This window comes from Pelagibius sp. (genome assembly GCF_965249265.1).
GTDB lineage: Bacteria > Pseudomonadota > Alphaproteobacteria > Kiloniellales > Kiloniellaceae > Pelagibius.
In genome coordinates this window covers 3,323,415-3,341,462 of record NZ_OZ252224.1, presented here as the reverse complement: position 1 = coordinate 3,341,462, position 18,048 = coordinate 3,323,415, and the positions used below count along the sequence as shown (strand labels likewise).

Annotated in this window: 22 protein-coding genes; 10 read left to right on the top strand and 12 right to left on the bottom strand. The window is 65.0% G+C overall.

The window, feature by feature from the left end; genetic code table 11:
• Positions 1-13: 13 nt before the first annotated feature.
• Positions 14-691 carry a DUF1287 domain-containing protein gene (locus ACP146_RS15945; RefSeq protein ID WP_422367739.1) on the bottom strand — a complete coding sequence of 226 codons (678 nt, stop codon included), beginning with the start codon at positions 689-691 and terminating at the stop codon, positions 14-16.
• A gap of 198 nt (positions 692-889) precedes the next feature.
• Between ACP146_RS15945 and ACP146_RS15940 the strand changes: the two genes are divergently transcribed.
• Together ACP146_RS15940 and ACP146_RS15935 are read left to right on the top strand one after the other, a co-directional pair.
• Complete coding sequence (locus tag ACP146_RS15940) at positions 890-1,318, top strand: universal stress protein (protein WP_422367738.1); 429 nt, start codon at positions 890-892, stop codon at positions 1,316-1,318.
• Between the two features lie 26 nt (positions 1,319-1,344).
• The gene (locus ACP146_RS15935) at positions 1,345-1,923 is read left to right on the top strand and encodes a hypothetical protein (RefSeq protein WP_422367737.1); all 579 of its coding nucleotides are present in this window, start codon (positions 1,345-1,347) and stop codon (positions 1,921-1,923) included.
• A gap of 157 nt (positions 1,924-2,080) precedes the next feature.
• Here ACP146_RS15935 and ACP146_RS15930 read toward each other — a convergent pair whose 3' ends face one another.
• A complete protein-coding gene (locus tag ACP146_RS15930; RefSeq protein WP_422367736.1) occupies positions 2,081-2,362 on the bottom strand; it encodes a hypothetical protein in 282 nt (93 codons plus the stop codon).
• Positions 2,363-2,514: 152 nt separating this feature from the next.
• Here ACP146_RS15930 and gcvA point away from each other — a divergent pair, with 152 nt between their 5' ends.
• From gcvA to ACP146_RS15905, 5 genes are all read left to right on the top strand, one after another.
• A complete protein-coding gene (gcvA, locus tag ACP146_RS15925; RefSeq protein ID WP_422367735.1) occupies positions 2,515-3,474 on the top strand; it encodes a transcriptional regulator GcvA in 960 nt (319 codons plus the stop codon).
• A gap of 126 nt (positions 3,475-3,600) precedes the next feature.
• Positions 3,601-5,214 carry a citramalate synthase gene (cimA, locus tag ACP146_RS15920; protein ID WP_422367734.1) on the top strand — a complete coding sequence of 538 codons (1,614 nt, stop codon included), beginning with the start codon at positions 3,601-3,603 and terminating at the stop codon, positions 5,212-5,214.
• A complete protein-coding gene (locus tag ACP146_RS15915; RefSeq protein ID WP_422367733.1) occupies positions 5,211-5,966 on the top strand; it encodes a hypothetical protein in 756 nt (251 codons plus the stop codon). Before cimA ends, ACP146_RS15915 begins: the two co-directional genes overlap by 4 nt.
• A gap of 16 nt (positions 5,967-5,982) precedes the next feature.
• The gene (locus tag ACP146_RS15910) at positions 5,983-6,753 is read left to right on the top strand and encodes an RNA methyltransferase (RefSeq protein ID WP_422367732.1); all 771 of its coding nucleotides are present in this window, start codon (positions 5,983-5,985) and stop codon (positions 6,751-6,753) included.
• 92 nt (positions 6,754-6,845) lie between these two features.
• Positions 6,846-7,586: an SDR family oxidoreductase gene (locus tag ACP146_RS15905; protein WP_422367731.1), complete on the top strand. Its 741-nt coding sequence runs from the start codon at positions 6,846-6,848 to the stop codon at positions 7,584-7,586.
• 6 nt (positions 7,587-7,592) lie between these two features.
• Here the strand turns inward: ACP146_RS15905 and ACP146_RS15900 are convergent, their stop codons facing one another.
• The 3 genes from ACP146_RS15900 to ACP146_RS15890 form a co-directional block, all read right to left on the bottom strand.
• The gene (locus tag ACP146_RS15900; protein WP_422367730.1) at positions 7,593-8,159 is read right to left on the bottom strand and encodes a histidine phosphatase family protein; all 567 of its coding nucleotides are present in this window, start codon (positions 8,157-8,159) and stop codon (positions 7,593-7,595) included.
• 63 nt (positions 8,160-8,222) lie between these two features.
• Complete coding sequence (gene arfB, locus ACP146_RS15895; RefSeq protein ID WP_422367729.1) at positions 8,223-8,645, bottom strand: alternative ribosome rescue aminoacyl-tRNA hydrolase ArfB; 423 nt, start codon at positions 8,643-8,645, stop codon at positions 8,223-8,225.
• Entirely contained in the window at positions 8,642-9,484 is an 843-nt protein-coding gene (locus tag ACP146_RS15890) for a DMT family transporter (RefSeq protein WP_422367728.1), read from the bottom strand. The genes arfB and ACP146_RS15890 overlap by 4 nt, the downstream gene beginning before the upstream one ends.
• 311 nt (positions 9,485-9,795) lie before the next feature.
• Between ACP146_RS15890 and rpsD the strand changes: the two genes are divergently transcribed.
• A complete protein-coding gene (gene rpsD, locus ACP146_RS15885) occupies positions 9,796-10,410 on the top strand; it encodes a 30S ribosomal protein S4 (RefSeq protein WP_422367727.1) in 615 nt (204 codons plus the stop codon).
• 100 nt (positions 10,411-10,510) lie between these two features.
• Entirely contained in the window at positions 10,511-10,885 is a 375-nt protein-coding gene (locus ACP146_RS15880) for a cyclophilin-like fold protein (protein ID WP_422367726.1), read from the top strand.
• 69 nt (positions 10,886-10,954) lie between these two features.
• On the opposite strand, the gene ACP146_RS15875 is transcribed toward ACP146_RS15880, so the two are convergent.
• The 3 genes from ACP146_RS15875 to ACP146_RS15865 all read right to left on the bottom strand — a co-directional run bounded on the left by ACP146_RS15875 (position 10,955) and on the right by ACP146_RS15865 (position 13,268).
• Complete coding sequence (locus tag ACP146_RS15875; protein ID WP_422367725.1) at positions 10,955-11,581, bottom strand: CARDB domain-containing protein; 627 nt, start codon at positions 11,579-11,581, stop codon at positions 10,955-10,957.
• A gap of 64 nt (positions 11,582-11,645) precedes the next feature.
• The gene (locus ACP146_RS15870; protein WP_422367724.1) at positions 11,646-12,029 is read right to left on the bottom strand and encodes a hypothetical protein; all 384 of its coding nucleotides are present in this window, start codon (positions 12,027-12,029) and stop codon (positions 11,646-11,648) included.
• A gap of 12 nt (positions 12,030-12,041) precedes the next feature.
• Complete coding sequence (locus ACP146_RS15865; protein ID WP_422367723.1) at positions 12,042-13,268, bottom strand: MFS transporter; 1,227 nt, start codon at positions 13,266-13,268, stop codon at positions 12,042-12,044.
• 352 nt (positions 13,269-13,620) lie between these two features.
• On the opposite strand from ACP146_RS15865, the gene ACP146_RS15860 reads away from it, so the two are divergent.
• The gene (locus ACP146_RS15860; protein WP_422367722.1) at positions 13,621-14,316 is read left to right on the top strand and encodes a transglutaminase-like cysteine peptidase; all 696 of its coding nucleotides are present in this window, start codon (positions 13,621-13,623) and stop codon (positions 14,314-14,316) included.
• 74 nt (positions 14,317-14,390) lie between these two features.
• Here ACP146_RS15860 and grxD read toward each other — a convergent pair whose 3' ends face one another.
• The 4 genes from grxD to purQ all read right to left on the bottom strand — a co-directional run bounded on the left by grxD (position 14,391) and on the right by purQ (position 18,025).
• Entirely contained in the window at positions 14,391-14,729 is a 339-nt protein-coding gene (gene grxD / locus ACP146_RS15855; protein WP_422367721.1) for a Grx4 family monothiol glutaredoxin, read from the bottom strand.
• Positions 14,730-14,801: 72 nt separating this feature from the next.
• Positions 14,802-15,041: a BolA family protein gene (locus ACP146_RS15850; RefSeq protein WP_422367720.1), complete on the bottom strand. Its 240-nt coding sequence runs from the start codon at positions 15,039-15,041 to the stop codon at positions 14,802-14,804.
• A gap of 84 nt (positions 15,042-15,125) precedes the next feature.
• Positions 15,126-17,339: a phosphoribosylformylglycinamidine synthase subunit PurL gene (gene purL / locus ACP146_RS15845; RefSeq protein ID WP_422367719.1), complete on the bottom strand. Its 2,214-nt coding sequence runs from the start codon at positions 17,337-17,339 to the stop codon at positions 15,126-15,128.
• Positions 17,336-18,025 carry a phosphoribosylformylglycinamidine synthase subunit PurQ gene (gene purQ / locus ACP146_RS15840; RefSeq protein ID WP_422367718.1) on the bottom strand — a complete coding sequence of 230 codons (690 nt, stop codon included), beginning with the start codon at positions 18,023-18,025 and terminating at the stop codon, positions 17,336-17,338. The genes purL and purQ overlap by 4 nt, the downstream gene beginning before the upstream one ends.
• Positions 18,026-18,048: the final 23 nt, after the last annotated feature.

Below are 18,048 nucleotides of genomic sequence, written 5' to 3'. Positions count from 1 at the left end.
TGTGTCGTCGTCGTCAGCGCCCCGGTTCAGCGATTAAGGCGCTCTCTGCGGCGGGTTCCGCAACACCCTCCGGCAGGTAGCGGTAATGGCCGGTCATGGGCCAGGAAAACAGCACGTCTTCAAGCTGCGGCCCCGCGCCGATGTTGTGAACGATCCTGGGAAGGCCGGAAGGCGCGATCCGGTCGGTGACGATGCCGATGTGCGGCAGGAAACCGCCGGGGCCGCGCAGGTTCCAGGCCACGACATCACCCGGTTTGTAATCCGCGGGATCGTCGCTCGGGGGCAGGGCCGTCCCCTGGCGCCGCAGGAAGGTTTCCAGGTTCGGCACGCGGCGGTGGTCGATGTTGCTGTCCGGCCGCGTCAGGCCCCAATGTTTGGGGTAGGCGGCAAAGTTCGCGCGCATGTCCTCGTGCACCAGCTTTTGCAGATCGACGCCGAGCGCGCGATAGGCTCGGATCACAACATCGGAACAGACACCGCGATTCTCGGCGACGTCGCCGCCGGGATAGGCAATCCGCACATAGGCGGGGTCGTAAAGCACGAAGGCCTCTGTGCGCGCCAAAGCGGCATCGTTGAGCCGTTCGGCGAAGCCGAGGCTGACAGGCGCGGCGGTTTCTGCGTCGCCGGTCCTCGGCAACGCCAAGGCGATGGCAAGGGCGAGCAGAAGGGCCGAAGAGGCTTTCTTGGTCATGTCTCCCTACTTCCAGGCTTTCCATAAGTCGTTCGCTTGATGCTGGAGGTTCATCGCCCGATGCGGCCATTTTGTGGCGCTTTTTTGCATTGTCGGGGGCATGGCCGTTGGACGTGCAGACCGGGGCGGCTAAGCTGTGCGCCGCCGAAAGGCGCGAAACCGCAAAGCAGGATTTCGAAAGGGGAAGGAGAAAGGGCGATGTTCAAGACCATTCTGGTTGCGGTCGATGGCTCCGGCCATGCCGGCAAGGCGGTCCGCTGCGCCGGCGACCTGGCCAAGACCTACGGGGCGACCCTGATTTTGATGGCGGTCGACGGCCACCGCCCGCTCAAGGGGCCTCTGGCCGATCTCGCCAATGCCGAGGACCTCAGCCGCGCCGAGGTTTTCGACCGCATCCTCTCCTCAGCCCAGGTTCTGGCCGAAGTGCCGGCGGGCGTGACGGTGGAGCGCCGCGTCGGCCATGGCGATCCCGCGGACGAAATCCTTGAGGAGGCGGGCCGGGCCGGTGCCGATCTGATCGTCGTCGGCCGCCGTGGCCTCGGTGAGTACGCCGAACTGCTGCTGGGTTCGGTCTCCCGCAAGGTCCTGCACCTCGCCAAGGTGCCGGTCATGGTGGCGCATGATTAGGGTTCTGGCTGCCGATCGGCTTCACCATGTCGGGTGATCCGCTTGAGATCGCACGCCAGGCGCTGGCGCCGGGCGAAACGCTGATCTGGGCCGACCGGCCGGGCCTCCATGCCTATGCCCGCACCAAGTTTCCGCAGGTGATCCGCGGGGTGCTGGGGCTGGCGGTGATCGCGGGGCTGCATTGGTACGGCTATGTGCCGGACTGGCGGTCGAGCACCGAAAACGCCCTGTTGTTCGGTTTCCTGGCCGCCGCCGGCCTCTACTGCATCGTGCTGGTCGTGGCGCCGAACATTGCCCGGCATGCGGCCCGCAGCATGGTCTATGCCGTTACCGACCGGCGGGTGATGATCCTGTCTTTCTGGCCGTTTCGCCTTGAACGCTCCTTTGCGCCGGCGGAGCTCGACGAGCCGCGTGCCATGGCTGACGAGGGCGGGCGGGGCAATGTGATCTTTCTGGAGCGTAAGCTGGGCTGGTGGCGGCGCTCGGCCGGCGGCAGCTATCAGATCGAGGGATTCTTCGGCATTGCCGATGCACCAAGGGTGGCTGCGGAAATCGCCAAGCTGAGAGATCCCGGCGACCCGGATCCCTTCAAGGATGAAGACTGACCTGCGGGCTTCGTGTTCGGGAGAAAAAATTCGGCGGCGGGCCGGTATTCGGGGGGAACGGCCCGCCGCCGCAGTTTGCAGGGTAAGAACGTTTACAAGGTGGGAATGCTGAGAGGATCAGCGGTCCCGGGCTTGTGGGTTTCGGTTCGGGCGGACTTCAGTCGATGTCCAGGTGACTCCGGTCCAGCCCGATGTCACGCAGCAGGTAGTCCGGCATGTCGCGCAGCCGGTCATTGTCCTGAACCCGCCGCTGCCACGCAATCAGCGGCCTGGCCAGCATGAAAAATCCGCTGATCAGGGCCTGAAGCAGCAGCCCGCGGCCATGGCGCCAGCGGACATCCGGCCGCCCGAGGTCGGCTTGGCTGTAGGGTGAACGGCCCGGCAGGTAGGGGATGCTTGCGGGGGCCCCGGGCTGGGCCCCTTTCGAAAGGGTCGTCATTAGAACACCTGATTGGCTTGGGTGGCTGGGAGGCTTGACAGCACAATTCTCTTCTGCCCAGAAATATCGGGTAATCGATAAGAATTCACAAACGACGATTGTTAATGGGTTGGATAAGCTGACCTAATGAAACACTAATCCCGGAGAAGCCGATGGCGCCGCCGCCGCTGGCCGCCCTGCGTACCTTTGAAGTCGCCGCCCGCCACCTCAGTTTCACCAAGGCGGCGGCAGAGCTTCACGTGACCCAGGGGGCGGTGAGCCAGCAGATCAAGCAGTTGGAGGCCAATCTGGGTTTTGCGCTCTTCCACAGAGGCGCCCGCGGCCTCAGCCTGACCGAGAAGGGCGAGGCGCTGGCGGAGACCGCCCATAGCGTCTTTCGCCGCCTTTTCGACAAGGTCGAAGAGCTTCAGCAGCCCGGCGACGGCGGCATCCTGACAGTCTCGGCCAGTCCCTCCCTGGCGGTGAAGTGGCTGATCCCCAGGCTCGGGCGCTTCCATGCCCTGCATCCTGACATCGACGTCCGGATCAAGCCCAGCGGCCTGCGCATCGACGTGGAGGCGGAGGCCGGCACCATCGATATGGCGATCCGCTTCGGCCAGGGGCCGTTTCCCGGTCTCGACGCCACGGTGATCATGCACGAGACGGTTTTTGCCGTCTGCAGCCCGGACCTGCTGACCAAGGGCCTGCCGCTGCGCCGGCCCTCGGATCTCGAAAACCATACCCTGCTGCACAGCGAGTCCACCCGGATGGAGGTGAACTCCATGGCGAACTGGGAAGTCTGGCTCGGTATTCTCGGCGTGCCGGGGGTCGATCCCGGCCAGGGGCCCAGCTTTCCTAACAGCTACATGCTGATTCAGGCGGCGATCCACGGTCAGGGCGTGGCGCTGACCTGGGCGACACTGGCCGACGATGACCTGCGGGCAGGGCGGCTGGTGCGGCTGTTCGACCGCTCGATCGAGGGCTCCATGGCCTATTTCGTGCTGACCACCAAGGCCGCCGCCCGCAAGCCCAAGGTTGCCGCCTTCCGTGACTGGCTGGTGGCTGAGGGCCGCAGTTTCGCCCGCGAGACGGCCCGCGACGGCGCCGAGGCGGAGGACGGCGTCGCGTCTTGATCCCTGCCTACCAGGATTGTCAGGATGTGGCGGGAGAGGCCGCCATGGCCGGCATTTCAGGGGCCCCAAGTTGACGTAACGTCCTGCCTGTGGTGAATAGCGCCCTCCAACGGGCGGGAAAGCGGCATGGCCGAGGATAAGCGGGTCTATCTCTTCGATTCCACTCTGCGTGACGGGGCGCAGAGCCAGGGCGTCGATTTTTCGGTATCGGACAAGCTGGCCATCGCCTCGGCGCTCGACCGCCTGGGGGTGGATTACGTCGAGGGCGGCTGGCCCGGCGCTAATCCGACCGACGATGCTTTTTTCGCCGAACCGCCGGGCTTCGAGAACAGCCGCTTCGTGGCTTTCGGCATGACCCGGCGGCCGGGCCGCAGCCCGGAAAACGACCCCGGCCTCTCCGGCTTGCTGAACTCCTCCGCGGATGCCATCTGCATGGTCGGCAAGGCCTGGGACTTTCACGTCGACGTGGCCCTGGGTATCGAGCGCTCGGAGAACGTGGCGATGATCGCGGACTCTGTGGCCCATGCCCTGACCCGCAAGGACGAGGTGATGTTCGACGCCGAGCATTTCTTCGACGGCTACCGCGCCAACCCGGCTTATGCGATGGAGTGTATCGAGGCAGCCCACAAGGCGGGCGCGCGCTGGGTGGTGCTCTGCGACACCAACGGCGGGACCCTGCCGGACGAAGTGGAGCGTATCGTTGCGGCGGTCTGCAAAAAAATCCCGGGCAGCCATGTGGGCATTCACTGCCACAACGATACCGAGAATGCGGTGGCCAACTCGCTGGCGGCGATCCGCGCCGGTGCGCGCCAGGTTCAAGGCACCATCAACGGGCTGGGCGAACGCTGCGGTAATGCCAATCTGATTTCCCTAATCGCCTCGCTGGTTCTGAAAACGGACTACGATGTCGGCCTGGACGAAGCGGCGGTGAAACAGTTGACCCATGTGTCGCGGCTCCTGGACGACCGTTTGAATCAGCAGCCGCAGCGCAACGCGGCTTATGTCGGCGAGTCGGCCTTCGCCCACAAGGGCGGGCTGCATGTCTCCGCCGTCGCCAAGGACCCGCGCACCTACGAGCACATCGACCCCGCCAAGGTCGGCAATCAACGCCATATCGTGGTCTCCGATCAGGCGGGCCGTTCCAACATCCTCGCCCGCCTCTCCGAGATCGGCATTGCCCTGGACGGTGATGATCGCGCCATCAACAGGCTGGTCGACGAGGTAAAGACGCGGGAATTCGAGGGCTTTGCTTACGACGGCGCCGAGGCCTCTTTCGAACTGCTGGCCAGGCGCGCGCGCGGCGAGGTGCCGAGCTACTTCTCGCTGGCCCGCTTTCGCATCATGGATGACCGCCGCTGGAACGCCCGCGGCGAACTGGTGACCGAGTCTGAGGCGACGGTGACGCTGGAGGTGGCGGGCAAGGCCAAGATGGAGGTTGCCGACGGCAACGGTCCCGTGAACGCTCTGGACACCGCCTTGCGCAAGGCCCTGGTGCCGCTCTATCCGCAACTTCAGGACATGCGGCTGGTTGATTACAAGGTGCGTATCCTGACGCCCCAGGCCGGCACGCGGGCGGTTACCCGGGTGATGATCGAGAGCGCGGATTCCCAAGGCAGGCGCTGGAACACCATCGGGGTTTCGACCAACGTGATCGATGCCTCCTTTAATGCCCTGCATGACGGCATTACCTGGAAGCTGTTACAGGATGGCGCAGAGGTGCCCGAGGAGGTTGCTGAATGAGGCTTGTTCTCGCATGGGTGATGGCGATGGCTTGTTTGCTACCGCTCTCCAGCCTTGCCCAGGACAGTAGTGGTTCAGAGGCGGTCGATGCCGAGACCGTACACAGTGCCTTTGTGAAACTGGTGGACCGCGGCGAGATGCGCGCGCAGCTCTTTGGGCTGCCGGCGGACGCTTTCTGGCGGCGCAGCGGCGGGCTGCAGATCGCCTTGCTGGCGGAGGATGCCGCGAGCCTGACGTCTTCGCTTGAGCGGGTCATGGCGATCTTCTCGGAAGCGACGGGCCAGCCAGTTTCATTGATCGAAACCGGCGCCTCGCCCGCGCCGGAGCAGGACGCCGCGGGCATGGCCCCGGAAGCGGATCTGGTGATTGCCATCGGTTCGCGCCCGGACCTGGCGCAGATCGCTTTTGCGGAAAAGTTCGATCTGGGCATGTTGGCGCGTTTCGAACTCGGCACCCTGCCGTTCATGTTTTCCTTCGCCGAGCTGCCGGGGCGCCGCAGCATCGTCTTGCTGGCCGACGACGAGCCGCCCCTGGCCCGCGAAGCCTCTTTCATCCTCGCGACGGTCTGGGCACTGGGTGGGGTGACCCTGGGGCCGGAACTGACCGGGCTGGTCGGCAACGACGAAGCGTTGGGGCCAAGCCTGACGCCGCTCGGCCAGGCCGTCTTCAGGCTTTTCTTCAACGACGCGCTGACGGTCGGTATGAGCATCGAAGAAGTGAACCTGCGCGCCAAAAGCCTCTTGGCCGAATAGGCGGGTCCTGAGAGTCATGGCGGGGACAGACCGCACCCAAGAACCCGTGAAAGACGGCGGGCCGGCAATCATCCTGGTCGCCCCGCAGTTGGGCGAGAACATCGGCATGGTCGCGCGGGCGATGCTGAATTGCGGTCTGACCGAGTTGCGCCTCGTGCGGCCGCGTGACGGCTGGCCCAGTGAAAAAGCCGCGGCGGCGGCCTCCGGCGCGCTGGAGGTGATCGAGGGCGCGCGGTTGTTCGACACCACAGAGGCGGCGCTGGCCGATCTGCAAAGGGTCTATGCCACCACGGCCCGGCCGCGGGGCATGGTGAAGCCGGTCGTAACCCCGGGACAGGCGGCAACGGAACTGCGCGCGGCGGCTGCGAAGGGGGGACGTACCGGGCTGCTGTTCGGGCCCGAACGCTCAGGCCTCGTGAACGACGACATCGCGCTTGCCGATGCCGTCTTGTCGGTGCCGCTCAATCCGGCTTTCTCTTCGCTCAATCTGGCGCAGGCGGTCCTCCTTGTCGGCCATGCCTGGTTCATGGCGGCCGACGACACCGAAGCGCGCAGGCTGGAACTGGGCGTCGGAGAGACGGCCAGCAAGGCGGAGCTGATGAACTTCTTCACCCGCCTGGAGGCGGCGCTGGACGAAACCGGCTTTCTCTACCCGCCGGAAAAGCGCCCGACCATGGTGCGCAACCTGCGCAACCTCTTTCATCGCATCGCGCCGACTGAGGGTGAAGTGAACACGCTGCACGGCATCATCTCGGCCCTCAGAGGCAAGTCTGGCCAGGATCGCTGACTCTGTACTAAACTCCGGCGCTCTTGTCGGGTTTGCCGTGCTCAGGTTCGCGATCCGTCATCAATCAAGAAAATCTGTTGGAGGAAGAGGCGATGGCTAAGACGGCTTTGGTGACGGGTGCGGGATCGGGGATCGGCCGTGCGAGCGCTTTGGCGCTGCACAAGGCGGGCTTCAAGGTGGCGCTTGTCGGACGGCGCGAGGAGGCGTTGAAGGAAACCGATGCCGCCGGTGGCGGCGGCATGGCCGTCATGCCCTGCGATGTCACGGACCCGGCGGCTGTCGAGGCGCTCTACGCCAAGGTGGAAAGTGAACTCGGTCATCTCGACGTGGTCTTCAACAATGCCGGCACCAACGTCCCGGCGACCAGCTTCGGCGACCTGACGCCCGATCAGTGGCTGCAGGTCATCGGCGTCAATCTGAACGGCGCTTTTCTCTGCGCCCACGGCGCCTTCAAGCTGATGCAGCGCCAGTCGCCGCAGGGCGGGCGGATCATCAACAACGGTTCGATTTCGGCCCATGTTCCGCGCCCGGGCTCTGCGCCCTATACCTCTTCCAAGCACGCCATCACCGGGCTGACGCGCAGCATCTCCCTGGACGGGCGGCCCTTCAACATCGCCTGCGGCCAGATCGACATCGGCAACGCCGCCTCCTTGATGACCGAGGCGATGTCGGCGGGCGTCCCGCAGGCCGACGGCAGCATGAAGCCGGAGCCGGTGATGGATGTGGCCCACGTCGCCGATGCCGTGGTCCACATGGCCGGCCTGCCGCTGGAGGCCAACGTGCAGTTCATGACCATCATGGCCACCAACATGCCCTTCATCGGGCGCGGCTAGAACCGGTTACTCGGTGAGCAGGAAAGAGCCGAGGACGTCGATCCTGCTGTCCTCGGCAACCTTCAGAACGAAGACCTCTCCCGACTGCGGGAAGACATCGATCAGGGCGGTGATGTTCACCTGATGGGTGACCAGGATTGCCGTTTGGTCTTCCGGCATGGCGGCCAGGAGGTCGCGGGCGGCCGCTGTCTGTTTCTCAGCGGTGCTGCGGTCGGCGAAGAAGGAATTCACGGCCGGTTCCGCCGTCACCGTTCCAAGGTCGAGCAGGCGGGCGGTTTCGGCGCAGCGGCACCACTGGCTGGTGAGCACCCGGTCGACCGATACACCGGCAGTTCGGATGGCGCCGCCGATGGCCCGGGCCTGATTCCGCCCGCGATCACTCAGGTTGCGTTGGGTCGTGCAGTCTCCCAGAGTGAAGTTCGCCGGATCGCCGGTTCCCGGCGCCAGGGCATGGCGCATGATCGCATGGGTGCGCGGCTCGTTGAGGCGCTGCAGAATCGCAGTGTCTGCGGCCAGCGCTTCCGCGATGGGATTGAACAGAACCACGAAGATGGCGAAGAGGACGGCGCGCATAAGGTCTCCCGGGACGGCGTTACAAGGTAAGACCTAGTCACCGCCGGCAGGGCGGCAAGGGCGTCAGTCGTCGCGCGGCGGGCGCTGGCGCAGTTTCTTGATGCTGCCGCGCTGGGTCTTGGCATCGACCCTGCGGCGTTTGGCGGCGAGTGTCGGCCGGGTAGGCCGGCGCGGCTCTGGGCGCTCTGCGGCCTCCTGCAGCAAAGTGACAAGGCGGGCGATGGCGTCTTCGCGGTTGCGCTCTTGACTGCGGAAGCGGGCGGCGGTCAACACCAGCACGCCGTCCTTGGTGAGACGCTTTCCGGCCAGCCGCTCGGCCCGCTGGCGCACCGCTTCCGGCAGGGAGGGCGAGTGCCGGATATCGAAGCGCAGTTGAACGGCGGTGGAGACCTTGTTGACGTTCTGGCCACCGGGGCCGGAGGCGCGCACGAAGGTTTCCTCGATTTCCTCCGGGTCCAGGCTGATCCGCTCGGTGACTTCGATCATGGTGAACGGGCTTTGCCGTTGGCGGTGAGGGCGTGTGCGACCAGGGTCGTCACCACGATGGCGCCGCCGATCAGCGACCAGTTGCCGGGGTATTCTTCGATCACCAGCCAGACCCACAAGGGCCCCAGCACGGTTTCCAGCAGCAGGATCAACGCCACCTCCGCGGCCGGCAGGCTGCGCGGCCCGAGGGCGATGAGGGCAAAGGAAGCCGGCAGAACCACAAGGCCCATGATCAGCAGATAGCCAAGGCGCGGGCCGGGCGGGACCAGGGCCGCAAAGTCGGCAAAGGGCAGGGCCAGCAGGGCCACCATGACACCGCCGATGGCCATGGAGGGGATCATGTTCACGGCCTTGGAATGGCGCAGGATGGTGAAGTTCCCGGCCAGGCAGAAGGCGCCGGCCAGGGCAAAGAGGTTGCCCCAGAACTGGCCGGCGCCCAGGTCGTTCCAGGCCAGGATGGCGATCCCCGCCAGGGCGCCGAAGATGGCCGCCCAGGTGCGCCCGGCGATGCTCTCGCCCAGGAAGATTCGGCTCATCAAGGCGGCGCAGAGCGGCGCGGCGGCAATGATGACAAGGGTGTTGGCGACCGAGGTGGCGTGCAGCGCCAGCACGAAAAAGAAGGTGCTGCCGGTGAAGGCCACGGCGGCAAAGAGACCGCGGCGGCCGATGGCGCGAAAGCTCTCCCAGGTGCGGCTCCGGTAGAGGATGAACAGGATGGCGGTGGTTCCCAGCGCCTGCAGCAGCCCGCGCCAGACCATCAAGGTGAAGGGATCAAGGTCCACCAGGCGGATCAGCAGGGTGTCCGGGGTCAGGATCAGCACCCCCAGGGTGGTCAGCACCAAACCCCTGGCACGCGACGCCGGGCCCGCTCCCGGGCCTGAATTCTGGCTGTTTTCCGCGCTTTTCGGGCTGTTAACAGGGGGAGAGGAGAGGGTCATAAAGGGTCCGGAATTCTGCGATCCTGAAGGTTTGACATTTCGGCGGCGCTCCGTATAGTCCGCGCTTCTTTCCGGGAATGCGGGCAGGCAAGGTCCTCAACCCCGTTCAGGACTACTACTTAGGCGATTTTCGCTGGTCTTGAAACTACCGGAACAACAAGCGTCCGTCTCTAACGGAGACGGCATCAATTAAGGAAAGGAGCCGCTCGGCCATGTCCAAGCGCATTGCTTCGAAGTACAAGATCAACCGCCGCCTCGGGGTCAATCTCTGGGGCCGCCCCAAGAGCCCCGTCAACAATCGCGAATACGGCCCCGGCCAGCACGGCCAGCGCCGCCGCAAGCCGACCGATTTCGGCATTCAGCTGGCGGCCAAGCAGAAGCTCAAGGGCTACTACGGCAACATCGGCGAGAAGCAGTTCCGCCGCTACTATCAAGAGGCCTCACGGCGCCGCGGCGACACGGGCGAGAACCTGGTCGGCCTGCTGGAGCGCCGCCTGGATGCGGTGATCTACCGCTCGAAATTCGTGCCGACGGTCTTCGCCGCCCGCCAGTTCGTCAACCACGGCCACATCACCGTGAACGGCAAGCGGGTCAACATCCCCTCCTACAACGTGAAGGATGGCGATGTGGTGCAGGTGAAGTCCAAGAGCCGCGAACTGCCGCTGGTGCTGCAGGGCGTCGAATCGGTCGAGCGCGACCTGCCGGACTATATCGAGGTCGACCACAACCAGATGAAGGCAACCTTCGTGCGCGCGCCCAAGCTGGCCGATGTGCCCTATCCGGTTTCCATGGAACCGAACCTGGTCATCGAGTTCTACTCGCGCTAACTCTGGGAGACGCAGCCCTCGAGGTTAAAGCCGGGGGTTGCCAAGGACAAAGCCGCTCAGCAGTCTGCTGGGCGGCTTTTTCTGTTGGAAGGGTGGATAGATGGCGAAGGTTAAGATCGCGGCCGGCTCGGTTTCTCTGGAGGTCGAGACCCGTGATACGCCGACGGCGGCGGCGATCCTGGCGGCCCTGCCGATACAGTCCACGGCGCGGACCTGGGGCGAGGAGGTTTACTTCGACACCCCCGTCAGTGTCGCGCGGGAGGCCGATGCCAAAGCGGTGGTCGAGGCTGGGGAGATCGCCTTCTGGACCGACGGCGATGCCATCGCCATCGGCTTCGGTCCGACGCCGATCTCCCAGGGCAATGAAATCCGTCTGGCCTCACCCACCAACATCTGGGCCGATGCCTTGGATGACGTGCGGAGGCTGGCCGGCGTGCGCGATGGGGATGCGGTGACGGTTGAGTGCGCCGGGTGAGCGAAAGGCAAACCGCCGGGACAGGCGGTCCCGGCGGTTCTTTCGGCTGGCGGTCGAAGGCCCTTCGGTTCAGTTGGGCTCCGCGCAAAAGCTGTAGTAGGCGTTGTTGCTTTCGTTGGTCTCGTTGACCTGATTCGTGTGGTCGATACTGATGTGGAACTGGGCCTTGCCGTTCTTCCAGGCCTGATCGGGGATGGCGACCGCGGATCCTTTTGCGTCGCCGGCTTGTATCAGCGGGATGGTATGAGTCAGGAACTGGCCGGTGGCGAAGGTGAATGAGACGTGGACCGGCGCGGCGACGTTGGTGCCCTTGTTGCGGACAATGATCTGAACATACCTGGAGCGCTGGTGCGGGCTCGATTCATTGGAGCAGTAGTGGCTGCCCTCCATGCCTTCCTGGATCTGCGGATTGAAGTACTCACCCACCAGGTCGATGAAGGGGCTGGCCAGGTTGTTTGACGGCCTGGTCGGGACTGTCGGCGCCCGTTTGATTGGCGCCCGTCTGTTTGGCGCCTTCTCGAACTTCTGACGCTGTGCCGTTTGGACCGGAAGCTGAACGATGCTGTGTCCATAGCGATAGGCGGCCGATTCGGCTTGAGCTTCCTTCATAAGAGACGGTGTCTTGGCGAAGTCGGGGGCGGCGGCAATGAAGGCGAGGGCGGCCGTAGCGGACGCCAGGGAAAGCTTTGCGAACATAGGATAATACTCCGACGATTGAGCTGGTCTGCTCCCTGGTAGTCGTTGCCTATCCCCAGAAAGTTCAAATCGGCGGATGCGGGCGCGGCGGCCCCGGCGGATGGACGGAGATGTAGAAGCAGCCGCCCTGGGGCAGGCCGATCAGGATCTCCGGAGTGAAGGCCGCCCAGGCGCCCGCTGCTTTCAGGTTCTCCACGAAACCGGGTTGATCGGATTGGGCGAGCCAGAGCCGCCCGCCGAGCAGGCTGCGGATGGGTCTGCCCTCGGCGGCGGCGATGCGCAGAAGATTGCCGTCCGCCGGCAGATTCCAGGGAAAGACCGCCAGCACCATCCCGCTTTCGTCGTCTTCGAGCGCGGCCTGGGGCAGGGCGATGGCCATGGCGGCCAACCAGAGGCCGAAGAATAGCGCCAGCACCTTTAGTGCAATGCCATGGGTGTTCTCCGCCATGGCCAAGGCCGGTCAGCCGCTTGCCGCCGGGCGGACCACACTCTGCTCGCGGATTGGCCAGTGAACCGCCGCCGCGAAGATGCCCAGAGCGACGCTGACCCACCAGACGAGGTCGTAGGAGCCGGTGACGTCGAAGAAGTAACCACCCATCCAGACACCCAGGAAAGCGCCGATCTGGTGGCTGAAGAAGACGATGCCGAACAACATGGCCATGTGCTGGGTGCCGAAGAACTGGGCCACCAGGCCGGAGGTCAAGGGCACCGTGGAGAGCCAGAGCAGGCCGATGGCCAGCGAGAAGGCAAGCACGCTGAACTCGCTGATCGGCAGGGTGATGAAGAGCGTGATCACCACGGCGCGGGCGAGGTAGAGCCCGGAGAGCAGGTACTTCTTGCTGTAGCGCCCGCCCAGAACGCCTGACGTATAGGCGCCGATGATGTTGCCGCCGCCGACCAGGGCCAGCGCCCAGGCCGCAAGCCCGGCATTCAGGCCCATGTCGGTGATATAGGCCGGCAGGTGAACCTGGATGAAAGCGACGTGGAAGCCGCAGACGAAAAAGCCGGCGACCAGCAGATTGTAGCTGGGATGGCGAAAGGCTTCGCTGAGCGCGGCGCCGACGGACTGGTGAAACTGCGATGTCTTGTTAGAACGCCCGGTCAGGGCGGCGGCGCAGGGCACCATGCAGAGCGCGATGAAGCCGAAGATGGTGAGCGCCATGGACCAGCCGTAGGCGCTGAGGAAACTTTGGCCGAGCGGTACCATGAGGAACTGGCCGGCGGAGCCGGCCGCGGTGCCGATGCCCAGGGCCCAGGAGCGCTTGTCCTCCGACACCAGCCGCGTGAAGGCCGCCAGCACGATGGCGAAGGAGGCGCCGGCGACGCCGAGCCCCACCAGCACGCCGGCGGAGAGAACCAGCAGGCCGGGTGTCGAGGCGTTGGCCATGATGAATAGGCCGGCGGCATAGATCACCGCACCGATGGTCAGTACCCGGCCGGATCCGTAGCGGTCGGCAAAGGCGCCGGCAACCGGCTGTGCCAGGCCCCAGAGCAGGTTCTGCAGGGCGATGGCGATGGCAAAGACTTCGCGCCCCCAGCCGAACTCGCTGGACATCGGCTCCAGGAACAGGCCGAAGCTTGCACGGATACCGAAGGAAAGCAGCGCCAGCAGACAGCCGGCGGCAATGATGAAAAGAGTCGCGCGCCAGAACGGCAGGGGATCTTGGGCCGGAGAGGAAGCGGTCATGGGCTGGCGGTTCTTGGTTCAGTGTGCGGCTGGGAGGAGTCTAAGGACTGTGGGAAAAAGGCGCAAACCGGCAGGTCCGGCAGGGGGCATGTGTGCCGGGCATGGCTCAGCGGCGGAAATTCGCCGGAATCACACGGCTCAACCCCCTTTTTCTGCCAATAACACCCTGCACCGCCGCGGGAATTGATCAGCTTGACGCGGCAGCCTGTCAGAGGTGCCCTGTCATCTGGCGCATTTGACCTTGGGCCTGACTCGTCTAAGTGAATAAAGGATCGGGATTGCCGGTCTTTTCAGTCTCTGACCGGGCGAGTATCGCAGATGGGGGCTCGGCCGGTCGGGGAGGGAGTGGGGAGTGCGCTTCACCCGCCGCCAGGTGCTTTCCTTGCCGGCTGCCGTCCTGGCCGCCAGCGCCGTTGTCCCATTTACAGCACGGCCGGCCGTCGCCCCGCCGGGCCGGCACAGGCATCCCTCGATCAGCCCCTTCCATCATTCAACACGGCATCACCATACCTTTCTTGCCCTGCAGCGGTCCGAGCCCAAGATAGAGGCCCGGTTGCAGCAATGGATGGAAATCCTCCAGCGCGAAACCCCAACTCTGCACACTTCCGATCACCCGGTCCTGGTCCGCTGGCGCCGCGAACTCTCCGGCTTGCCGCAGACGCATGACGAGCGGTTGGTGGCTGCCGTCAATCGAATGGTCAACAGCGACGTTCGCTATCTCTCCGACTGGCGGCACGGCGGGGGGCGGGATCGCTGGTATGGTCCCCTGGAGACTCTGCAAGAGGGGGGTGACTGCGAAGACTACGCGCTGCTCAAAGGCTATGTTCTCTATACCCGGGGATGGCCGCTTCAGAATCTGCACCTGGTGGCCGGTATTCTCTTATCCGGCGAGGCGCATATGATGCTGGGGGTGGACTACGGACCGGGACGCCAAGTGCTGCTCGACAACCTTGTGCCGCACATTCATGACCGGCCATTTGGCGGCTGGATGCCCCGGTATCAGATTGGCCCGCATCAGAAAACCCTGGTCTACATCAAGACATTCTAAGGTTCGCGCAGAAAAGAAAGAGCCGCCCCGAGGTCTTCGGAGCGGCTCATCTTGTTCACGGTTGCTGCCGGTGGTCAGGCGGCCGGTTTGGCGTTGACGCCGTTGGTGTTCAGGAACTCGGCGAGTTCGCCGGTCTGGAACATTTCACGGATGATGTCGCAGCCGCCGACGAACTCCCCCTTCACGTAGAGCTGGGGGATGGTCGGCCAGTTGCTGAAGTCCTTGATGCCCTGGCGGATGCCCGGGTCCTGCAGCACGTCGACGCCTTTGAACTTCACGTTCAGATGCGACAGGATCTGCACCACGGCGGCGGAAAAACCGCACTGCGGGAACACCGGCGTGCCCTTCATGAACAGCACGACTTCGCTGTCGTCGATCTCCTGCTTGATCCTCGCGGCTACGGTTTCGTCCATAACCCTCACTCCTTGTTGCGATTGCAGTTTGGCGCTGTAGCTGTCTGCGGCCTCGGCGGCGCTTGTAGGCGGTTAAGCCTCCGGCGGCGTCGAGGTTTGCAGTGCCAGCGCATGTAACTCGTTGCCCATGCGGCCCTGCAGGGCTTCGTAAACCATCTGATGCTGCTGAACCCGGGACTTGCCCTGAAAGGCTGCGGAGACGACGTAGGCGGCATAGTGATCGCCATCGCCCCGAAGGTCTTCGATGCGGACCTCGGCATCCGGCATCGCCGACTTGATCATGCCCTCAATTTCCGCCGGATTCATCGGCATGCGTCAGATCCTTCCCCTGATCCCATCCTTGGGATTTCTTTCTGTCTTCTCGTGCCGGCTATTCTTTTGCGCCAGCAGCGGTGCTCAACTTTGGCCCGCCATGTAGTCACCCAGCCAATTGTCGTGGGCCCTGCGCAGTTCTGCAAGGGATATGGCCTCTCCTGCGGCCAGGATCAAGCGATCCCCGCCGCTGCGGCCCAGCAGAACCGCAGGGACCCCGGCATCCCCTGCCGCAGCCAACAGGGCTTCGGCATCGGGACTGGTGACAAGATAGCGTGCCTGGTCTTCCCCAAACAACCATGCGGTCTCTGGGGTGTTTTGGGGGGCGGCGGAGATGTCGGCCCCGCAGCCGCCGGCCAGGGCCATTTCCGCCAGACCGACCGCCAGGCCGCCGTCGGAGAGGTCGTGACAGGCGGAGATCCCGCCGGTCCGGATCTGCGTCCGTACGAAGTCGCCATGGCGGCGTTCTGCGGCCAGATCAACCGGCGGCGGTGCGCCCGCATCGTTTCCTTCGATGTCCCGCAGGTAGATCGAGGCGCCGAGGTGCCCCCGGGTCTCACCGATCAGGACGATGGCCTGGTCGGGGCCGGGCAGGGCGGCGCCCACCAGACGGTCGAGGTCGTCGATCAGCCCGACGCCGCCGATCACCGGGGTCGGCAGGATGGCCTGGCCGTTGGTCTCGTTGTAGAGCGAGACGTTGCCGGAGACGACGGGGTAATCCAGCGCCTCGCAGGCCGCCTTCATGCCGGCGATGCAGCCGACGAACTGGCCCATGATTTCCGGGCGCTCCGGATTGCCGAAGTTCATGTTGTCGGTGACCGCCAGGGGGGTGGCGCCGACCGCGGTAATGTTGCGCCAGCTCTCCGCCACCGCCTGGGCGCCGCCGCGCTCCGGATCGGCTTCGCAGTAGCGCGGCGTACAGTCGCTGGCCATGGCGAGGCCGCGGTTGCTTTCGTGAATGCGCACCACGGCGGCATCGCCGCCGGGTCGCGCCACGGTGTCGGCCATCACCATGTGATCGTACTGTTCCCAGACCCAGCGCTTGGAGCAGAGGTCCGGCGTCGCCATCAGGCGCTTCAGCGCTTCGGCGGCGCCTATGCCGGCTTTCAAGGAGGCGGCGTCGACATCGCCGCGCGGCGGCGTCGGCTGCCAGGGCCGGTCGTACTCCGGCGAGGCCTCGGCCAGCGGGTCGATGGGCAGGTCGCCGACCACATCGCCGTGCATCTTCAGCACCATGCGGCCGCTGTCGGTCAGGCGGCCGATGATGGCGAAGTCGAGGTCCCATTTCTCGAAGATGCCGCGCGCCAGGTCTTCCTTGCCGGGCTGCAGCACCATCAACATGCGCTCCTGGCTTTCCGAGAGCATCATCTCGTAGGGCGTCATGCCGTCTTCGCGGCAGGGCACCTTGTCGAGGTCCAGTTCGACGCCGGAGCCGCCCTTGGAGGCCATCTCGAAGGAGGAGGAGGTGAGGCCGGCGGCACCCATGTCCTGGATGGCGACGATGGCGTCGGTGGCCATCAGCTCCAGGCAGGCCTCGATCAGCAGCTTCTCGGTGAAGGGATCGCCGACCTGCACAGTGGGCCGCTTCTCTTCGGAATCGTCGTCGAACTCCGCAGAGGCCATGGTGGCGCCGTGGATGCCGTCGCGCCCGGTCTTGGAGCCGACGTAGACCACCGGCTTGCCGACGCCGGCAGCGGCGGAATAGAAGATCCGGTCCGCCGGGGCGATGCCCACAGTCATGGCGTTGACCAGGATGTTGCCGTTGTAGCGGGCGTCGAAGTTCACCTCGCCGCCCACCGTGGGCACGCCGACGCAGTTGCCGTAGCCGCCGATGCCCGCCACCACACCGGCCAGCAGGTGGCGGGTCTTGGGGTGCTCGGGGGCGCCGAAGCGCAGGGCATTGAGGTTGGCGACGGGCCTTGCGCCCATGGTGAAGACATCGCGCAGGATGCCGCCGACCCCGGTGGCCGCGCCCTGATAGGGCTCGATAAAGCTGGGGTGGTTGTGGCTTTCCATCTTGAAGATGGCGGTCAGGCCTTCGCCGATGTCGACGACCCCGGCGTTCTCGCCCGGGCCCTTGATGACCTGGGGGCCCTTGGTGGGCAGGGTCTTCAACCATTTCTTGGAAGACTTGTAGGAGCAATGCTCCGACCACATCACCGAGAAGATGCCCAGTTCCAGCAGATTGGGCTCGCGGCCCATGATGTCGAGGATCAGGTCGTATTCGGCGGCGCTCAGCCCATGCTCGCGGGCGATTTCCGGTGTCACCGGCTGCTGATTGGCGAGAGCCGTGCTCACGACAGCGCCTCCACGAGGCCGTCAAAGAAAGGCTTGCCGTCGCTGCCGCCCAGCTTGGGGTCGGCCAGCCGCTCCGGGTGGGGCATCAGCCCCAGCACCGTCTTGGTTTCGTTGTAGACCCCGGCGATGTTGCGCTGGGAGCCGTTGGGATTGGCCTCTGGGGTCACGTTTCCCTTGGCATCGCAGTAGCGGAAAGCGACCTGGCCCCGGTCTTCCAGGGCTGCGAGAGTATCGTCGTCGGCGAAGTAATTGCCGTCGTGATGGGCGACGGGAATGCGGATCGCCTGGTCCTGTTCATACTTGGCCGTGAACAGGCTCTGACTCGTCTCCACCTTGATGTCGACGTCGCGGCAGATATAGCGCAGGTCGGCGTTGCGCATCAGGGTGCCGGGGACGAGACCGGTTTCCGTCAGCATCTGAAAGCCGTTGCAGATGCCCAGGACCGCGACGCCCTTGCCGGCGCGCCTGATCACTTCGTTCATCACCGGCGAGTTCGCCGCGATGGCGCCGCAGCGCAGATAGTCGCCGTAGGAGAAACCGCCGGGCAGTACGATCAGGTCGACGGCATCGAAGTCCGTCTCCTTGTGCCAGACCATCAGCGGCTCCTGCCCCATGGCCTTTCTGAGGGCGACCTGCACATCGCGGTCGCAGTTCGATCCCGGAAAGACGATCACCGCGGCTTTCATGGGCGTTCTCCCAAGGTTGCAAG

Coding starts and splice junctions, on each gene's coding strand:
- ACP146_RS15935 (WP_422367737.1), top strand. CDS start 1,345: ATGTCGGGTGATCCGCTTGAGATCGCACGCCAGGCGCTGGCGCCGGGC.
- ACP146_RS15910 (WP_422367732.1), top strand. CDS start 5,983: ATGGCGGGGACAGACCGCACCCAAGAACCCGTGAAAGACGGCGGGCCG.
- ACP146_RS15940 (WP_422367738.1), top strand. CDS start 890: ATGTTCAAGACCATTCTGGTTGCGGTCGATGGCTCCGGCCATGCCGGC.
- ACP146_RS15915 (WP_422367733.1), top strand. CDS start 5,211: ATGAGGCTTGTTCTCGCATGGGTGATGGCGATGGCTTGTTTGCTACCG.
- ACP146_RS15905 (WP_422367731.1), top strand. CDS start 6,846: ATGGCTAAGACGGCTTTGGTGACGGGTGCGGGATCGGGGATCGGCCGT.
- ACP146_RS15930 (WP_422367736.1), bottom strand. CDS start 2,362: ATGACGACCCTTTCGAAAGGGGCCCAGCCCGGGGCCCCCGCAAGCATC.
- gcvA (WP_422367735.1), top strand. CDS start 2,515: ATGGCGCCGCCGCCGCTGGCCGCCCTGCGTACCTTTGAAGTCGCCGCC.
- ACP146_RS15945 (WP_422367739.1), bottom strand. CDS start 691: ATGACCAAGAAAGCCTCTTCGGCCCTTCTGCTCGCCCTTGCCATCGCC.
- rpsD (WP_422367727.1), top strand. CDS start 9,796: ATGTCCAAGCGCATTGCTTCGAAGTACAAGATCAACCGCCGCCTCGGG.
- purQ (WP_422367718.1), bottom strand. CDS start 18,025: ATGAAAGCCGCGGTGATCGTCTTTCCGGGATCGAACTGCGACCGCGAT.
- cimA (WP_422367734.1), top strand. CDS start 3,601: ATGGCCGAGGATAAGCGGGTCTATCTCTTCGATTCCACTCTGCGTGAC.
- ACP146_RS15900 (WP_422367730.1), bottom strand. CDS start 8,159: ATGCGCGCCGTCCTCTTCGCCATCTTCGTGGTTCTGTTCAATCCCATC.
- ACP146_RS15865 (WP_422367723.1), bottom strand. CDS start 13,268: ATGACCGCTTCCTCTCCGGCCCAAGATCCCCTGCCGTTCTGGCGCGCG.
- arfB (WP_422367729.1), bottom strand. CDS start 8,645: ATGATCGAAGTCACCGAGCGGATCAGCCTGGACCCGGAGGAAATCGAG.
- ACP146_RS15850 (WP_422367720.1), bottom strand. CDS start 15,041: ATGCCGATGAATCCGGCGGAAATTGAGGGCATGATCAAGTCGGCGATG.
- ACP146_RS15880 (WP_422367726.1), top strand. CDS start 10,511: ATGGCGAAGGTTAAGATCGCGGCCGGCTCGGTTTCTCTGGAGGTCGAG.
- grxD (WP_422367721.1), bottom strand. CDS start 14,729: ATGGACGAAACCGTAGCCGCGAGGATCAAGCAGGAGATCGACGACAGC.
- ACP146_RS15875 (WP_422367725.1), bottom strand. CDS start 11,581: ATGTTCGCAAAGCTTTCCCTGGCGTCCGCTACGGCCGCCCTCGCCTTC.
- ACP146_RS15870 (WP_422367724.1), bottom strand. CDS start 12,029: ATGGCGGAGAACACCCATGGCATTGCACTAAAGGTGCTGGCGCTATTC.